General features: G+C 60.5%; 5 protein-coding genes. 4 read left to right on the forward strand and 1 reads right to left on the reverse strand.

Features of this window, described 5'->3' with window-relative positions; all coding sequences use genetic code 11:
* Positions 1-518, reverse strand: a 518-nt coding sequence (locus NZ746_04795; protein MCS6816683.1) for a sigma-70 family RNA polymerase sigma factor, incomplete at its 3' end; no start/stop codon positions are given.
* Between the two features lie 170 nt (positions 519-688).
* Between NZ746_04795 and NZ746_04800 the strand changes: the two genes are divergently transcribed.
* From NZ746_04800 to NZ746_04815, 4 genes are all read left to right on the forward strand, one after another.
* The gene (locus NZ746_04800; protein ID MCS6816684.1) at positions 689-1,117 is read left to right on the forward strand and encodes a hypothetical protein; all 429 of its coding nucleotides are present in this window, start codon (positions 689-691) and stop codon (positions 1,115-1,117) included.
* Between the two features lie 439 nt (positions 1,118-1,556).
* Positions 1,557-2,126, forward strand: a complete 570-nt coding sequence (locus tag NZ746_04805) for a hypothetical protein (protein MCS6816685.1) — start codon at positions 1,557-1,559, stop codon at positions 2,124-2,126.
* Positions 2,127-2,371: 245 nt separating this feature from the next.
* Positions 2,372-4,345 (forward strand): AAA family ATPase, encoded by a 1,974-nt coding sequence (locus tag NZ746_04810; GenBank protein MCS6816686.1) that lies wholly within the window; start codon positions 2,372-2,374, stop codon positions 4,343-4,345.
* Positions 4,346-4,426: 81 nt separating this feature from the next.
* A partial coding sequence (locus tag NZ746_04815) for a hypothetical protein (protein ID MCS6816687.1) occupies positions 4,427-5,487 on the forward strand: 1,061 nt, incomplete at its 3' end.

Below are 5,487 nucleotides of genomic sequence, written 5' to 3' on the forward strand. Positions count from 1 at the left end.
GAAATCCCCATGATCGTCGCGATTTCCTGAACGGACTGCTCCTTCACCACGCGCAGGTACACGCAGCGTTTCATCTGCGGCGGCAATTGGTGCATGACCTCGCGCAGTTTCTCCAGTTTCTCCTGCTCCAGCACCACGGCGATCGGATCGCCCACGGCCGCCATCGTGGGCGAGGCCGCGCGCTCTAACTCCGGCACCTCTTGCAGCGGCACTTCAGCCGCCGCTCGCTTTTTCGCCTGCCGCCGTTCCATCTCATTAATGGCCAAATTCTTCGCAATCCTATATAACCAGGGCTCAAACTGAGCCGGTTCGCGAAGCTCGTCCAATCCCCTATAGACAGAAAAAAACGTCTCCTGGGTGAGGTCGCGAGCATCTTCCGACGAAAATCCTTTCCTCCGGAAGAAGCGGTAGACCACGTGGTAATACCGCTCGAATAGAACGCGGAAGTTCTCTTCCCGATCTCTTCCCTGCTGCAACTCGCGGATGATGGCCTCTCCCGGTCGTTCCCGCTCGCCCACGACCGGGATTATACGACCGGAAGCGGAAGGGTGTAAACCGGATGCCTTCCGGAGCACGGTACGTTCGGCCGGATGAAGCCCGAGACGGTCGCCGACTAAACCTTCCCTCCGATTTCCTGTCTTATGCTGGACGGAAGCGGAAAGAACAAAAATGCCAAGGAGGAGGAACCATGAGGACACGACGATTGACATCCGCGACGTTGGCCGTGAGCTTGATCATGGGAACGAGCGTGGCTCTGGCCCAGAATAGCCGGAGCTATTGGGGGACTTCCTATCAGACGGGATCTTCGACCTACATCACGATCTATGGGAGCGATGGGAGCTATCTCTCCGGATCCTTGTCCCGCATCGGCTCGCTCACGCTCTACAGCCTCTTGGAGAGCAACGGTCGTTCGATCTGGGGCTCCTCGTATCGGAGCGACCCGTTGACCTTCTATGACTTCTTCACGAGCGAGGGTCGCTCGATCAGGGGGACGAAGCAGCGGCTCGGCTCGCTCACCTTCTACGATTTCACGAGCGATGACGGAAGCTCGCTCAAGGGATCCTCGTACCGGGTGGGTTCGCTGACCTTCTATGATTTCTTCATCCGCCGACGATAGTCGAGGAGGACCCATCGTGGGACGCATCCTGTGCGTTCAACGTCGGCGCCGGGTGCGTCCCATCGGCTGCTAGCATCACGGACTATGCGAGAAAGAGACATCAAGCTAGGGACGTATGTCGCTCACTACCGTGGCTCCAGGGGCTATCTCAAGCGATGCTTCGAGTGCGGCGAGACGATCTATCTCTGGCAGGGGTTTGATGGGAAGTGGCGACCTTATGAGTCATGGGTCGCTGGGAACGCTTGCGAGGGCGAATGGATCCTTCATAGCTGTGGGGAGCGGCAACTCACGCGATGGATACGGTATGCGCTCGCGAGCCCCTGGGCGTGACGGAGTAACACCACGGGTGCGCTAGCACCCTGAATTCCCCGTGAGCCGAAGCCCCTCTCCTCGCGGCGACGGCTCACGGGCTCCCAATCCCGACTCAGAAAGGAGGCGTATGAGGAGATTTGCCCTTTTCAGCTTCTGCTTCGCGACGCTGATCGTCATAGCGTTCGGCGGTCGTCCTGGACCTTCTCAATCAGCGACGAGTGGGTCCCCGCACCAGCAAGCCGCGACGGGGAATGACGCCGAACGAGATGGCCTGTCGGAGAACCTATTCGCGCTGTGGCGAGCGTTAGCTGACCAACAGCCGCCTCATCCCTCCGCAGAAACGATCACCGGCGCGGGCGATTATCTCCTTCGCGGCGACTACATCTTCTCCTCGACGGGAGCTTATTACGATTTCGGCCGCACGAACGTCCAGAGCGCCATCGGCGGCTTCACTTTCGATGGACGGGGGAACTTCACGGGATTTCAGCAATCGCGAACATTCCTCACGGGAACGCAGACCATCCGATTCGGTGGAACATACAGCGTGGATGCTAGCGGCGTGGGTCTCTTGTTCTATCTCTATCCGACCGTGCAGACGCACACCGTCATCGTCGTCAAGGGTGGAGATGCCTTCTTCTTCGTGGACGTGAACAGTTCGAGCTTCCGGGAGGCCGGTTATGCTCGTCGGCTCAACTAGCGCCTCTTGGCCGTTAATCCCTCGGGCTGCTGCGGTGAATGCTGACGCACCGCCTCACGACTGCTGGAGCGAAGAGCCCGGAGCGAGGCCGTTCGATCGAGCGCGAAAAGAAAAGCTCACCCACGGGGGCGTTCAGCAGAGAAGCCTTGCCGCAGGATTGTCCCCCCTTCTGCGAACCAAAGGAGCGGATCACAATGATCGTTCTTTGAGCGACCTTTCGCTCAAAGAGAAAGGAGGGCGTTGAGATGGCTGAGATGTCGGCAGCGAAAGAAAGGGCGATCCGGCTTTTCTGCTTCCTCAGAGAATACGCGGAGATTCGCTTCCCCCACTTGCAGGACCTCGATAGGGTCCGATGGAAGCTTTGGCTCAATGAGCTGCCCGAGCATCCCAGCATCTCCGTGTTTCGCATCAACGCCGACGATGAGCGGGGAAGCGGCGAGAGCGATGATCCGGCGATTCTCATCCGCGTCCGCCGACCGCAGCTTTCTCGCCCGCCCGCGCCTCCGTCATCACTTCGGGATTGGCTAGACGGCAAGTACGATGATCCTTTCAAGGAGCCGACTGTGCACACTGAGCGGAGCGTCCTCGATGCACGCGGAACGCCGCGCACGGAACGCTTTGAGGACGATCCCGCCCGAGTTCGCGCCTGGCAAGAATGGCTGAAGAAGAAATGGAGGGCTTGGGCGCAGCAGGAGCAACCGGCTCGCGAGGCCATGAAAGTCTACGAGCGTCTCTACGAACTTCGCGGTGAGCTGGAACGCGAAGGGGAGCGCTACGAGCTGGTGTTGGCCGACGGCATCCTTTTCTGGCGGTGGCTGCAGGGTTCAATCCACTTTCCCGTTATCGTGATGCCCGTGCAACTGGAGTTCAAGCGGGATGTCCCCGAGTTCATTGTTCGAGAGACCGATCGCAATCCCGAACTCTACACGACCATCCTGCGCAATGCGCCCTTGACGAACCCGAATGTGCTTTCTTCCATGCGCGATGACGTCACTCAAGGCAAACGTTTCATTCACCCGCTTGAGGGACCGAATACGACGGCATTTCTCAAAGGCTTCGCCCGATCCCTCGCCGCCGACGGCGAGTTCGTCGAAAAGCCCATAGAGCCTCGGGAGATCTCCGGACCTCATCCGCCGCGCATCTGGCGCTCGCCCTTCTTGCTGCTTCGACCGCGCACGCAAGGTTATGCTCTGGGCGCGGAACGCGCGCTCGATGATCTAGGACGGCGCGATAATCCTCCGGCGACTCTCCGCTCGATCGTGGGCGCTCAACTGGCGAAGGCAGCGACCGCTTCTTCCGCATCTTCCCTTTCCAGTGACGACCTCAAGCTTTTGCGCGAGGTCCTTTTCACCAAGCCCTGGAACGACGAGCAATTGCAAATTGCCGTGCGACTCAATCGCTTCGACGGCGTTCTCGTGCAAGGTCCGCCGGGAACGGGCAAAACGCATACGATCGCCAATCTCATCGGGCATCTGCTCGCCCAGGGCAAATCGGTGCTCGTGACCGCTTACACCTCGAAGGCGCTGCGCGTCGTGCGCGAGCATATCCCGGAGCCTCTGCGCTCGCTCGCCGTTTCCGTGCTGGACGACGATCTGGAGAGCCGCCGCCAATTGGAAGAGGCTGTCGCTGCGATCACGACCCGATTGAGTGACGACGCGGCGCATCTCCATCAACAAGCGAATCGTCTGGAAGAGCAACGCCAGCAACTCCTCCTTGAGATCGCTCGCTCCCGAACCGAGCTTGTTGAGGCTATCGGCAGCGAATATCGCTCCATTGTGATCGCCGGACGGGAATACACACCATCGGAGGCTGCTCGTCGCGTCGTCGAAGGCATAGGTCGAGACGATTGGATTCCCGGACCGCTTGAGCCTGGAACGCCGTTGCCGCTCACCGTCGGCGAACTCGCCGAACTCTATCGGCTCAACCGGGACCTGCCGGAGAACGAAGAACGCGAGCTGCGCTGCTCCCCTCCCGATCCGAAAACGCTTTTCGAGCCGAGCGAATTTGATGAGTTAGTCAATCTCTTGCGAACGGAGCCCGACGACCATCACCCGGACTGGTGGCAGCGCGAGCCTCGCGTCGAAGCGATCCCCGAACTCCAGAGCGTCGCGCAGACGGCGCGCGAGCTGGGCGATCTTCTTCTGAACGCCGAGTCATGGGAGCTGGCCTTGATGGAATCCGCCGAATCGTCCCTCTTCGAGGAACATCTGTTCCAATAGGCTGATGCCGTCCGCAAGCTCGTGGATGCCAATGCTCGGCTCTTGATCGAGCATCGGCCCTCGCTGCCCTCCGCGGGCTCTTTGGAAGAGCACAAGGACGTGGCCGAGGAATTGGCGTCTATTGCCGAGCGACGCGGAGGGCGATTATCCGGATGGGATGTCCTTCCGCTAATTCATGGCCGCCGTCGGCGGTTCATCCGCTCAGCCAGTGTGGCGCAAGGGCAGCCTAAGACGGTCGAGCACTTTCGGGCATTGGCCGCGGAAGCGCGCATTCGCGAAGGGCGCGATAGGCTTCGCCGCGCTTGGGCGTATCTCGTCACGCAACGCGGCGGTCCTTCTGCCGACGCGCTCGGTCCTGAACCCGAGCGGACGATTCAGCAACAGTGCGAACGGATCCGCCGATGGTTGTCCCTCAACGCGCAGGAACTTCGCCCCCTGCAAGAGAGACTCAGCAGTCTCGGCTTCGATTGGGATCGCGCCTTCGGCAAGTCGAAGATCGGAGCTGACAGCGCGCAGCGCGGACGACGGCTGGGTGAGTTTTTGGCGAATAGCCTACCGGACGCTTTGAGCGCTGCGGTGCTCGTCGCTCAGCAGCGCGACGCCGAACGACGCATTCGGGAAGCCGAAGACCGCCTTGGCGACGTCGCCTCCGACACAATCGCGGCCGAGATCAAAGACGCGCTCCATTGGTGCGATGAGGAGTCATATCGTCGGGCTTACACGCGACTCTGCGAGCTGCATGCCAAGTACGTTCACCTTCGACGCCGCGAGGAGTTGCTCCAACAGTTGTCGCGTTTTGCTCTAACGTGGGCCGAAGCCATTCGCGCGCGACGCGGGATACACGGTCGTGAGGACCTTCCCGGCGATCCCGAAGCCGCTTGGCTCTGGCGACAGCTCGAGCAAGAAATCGTTCGCCAGGCGAAAACATCCATTCAGGGGATTCAGCGCCGACTCGAACAGCAGATGGAGCAGCTTTACGCCATCACGCAGCAGCTCGTCAAAGATCGCACCAGGGCGTATCGCATCGAGAAAACCGGGGTGCCACAACGACAGGCGCTCGGCGGCTGGCTTAATACGATGCGGCGACTGGGCAGAGGGACAGGACGCTCCGCACCGCGACTTCGAGCCGAAGCCTCACAGCT

The organism is Blastocatellia bacterium (genome assembly GCA_025055075.1).
In the GTDB taxonomy this organism is placed as follows: domain Bacteria; phylum Acidobacteriota; class Blastocatellia; order HR10; family HR10; genus HR10.

Bases quoted from the DNA above. Each gene is read 5' to 3' on its own strand.
- NZ746_04800 (MCS6816684.1), top strand. From the start codon at position 689: ATGAGGACACGACGATTGACATCCGCGACGTTGGCCGTGAGCTTGATC.
- NZ746_04805 (MCS6816685.1), top strand. From the start codon at position 1,557: ATGAGGAGATTTGCCCTTTTCAGCTTCTGCTTCGCGACGCTGATCGTC.
- NZ746_04810 (MCS6816686.1), top strand. From the start codon at position 2,372: ATGGCTGAGATGTCGGCAGCGAAAGAAAGGGCGATCCGGCTTTTCTGC.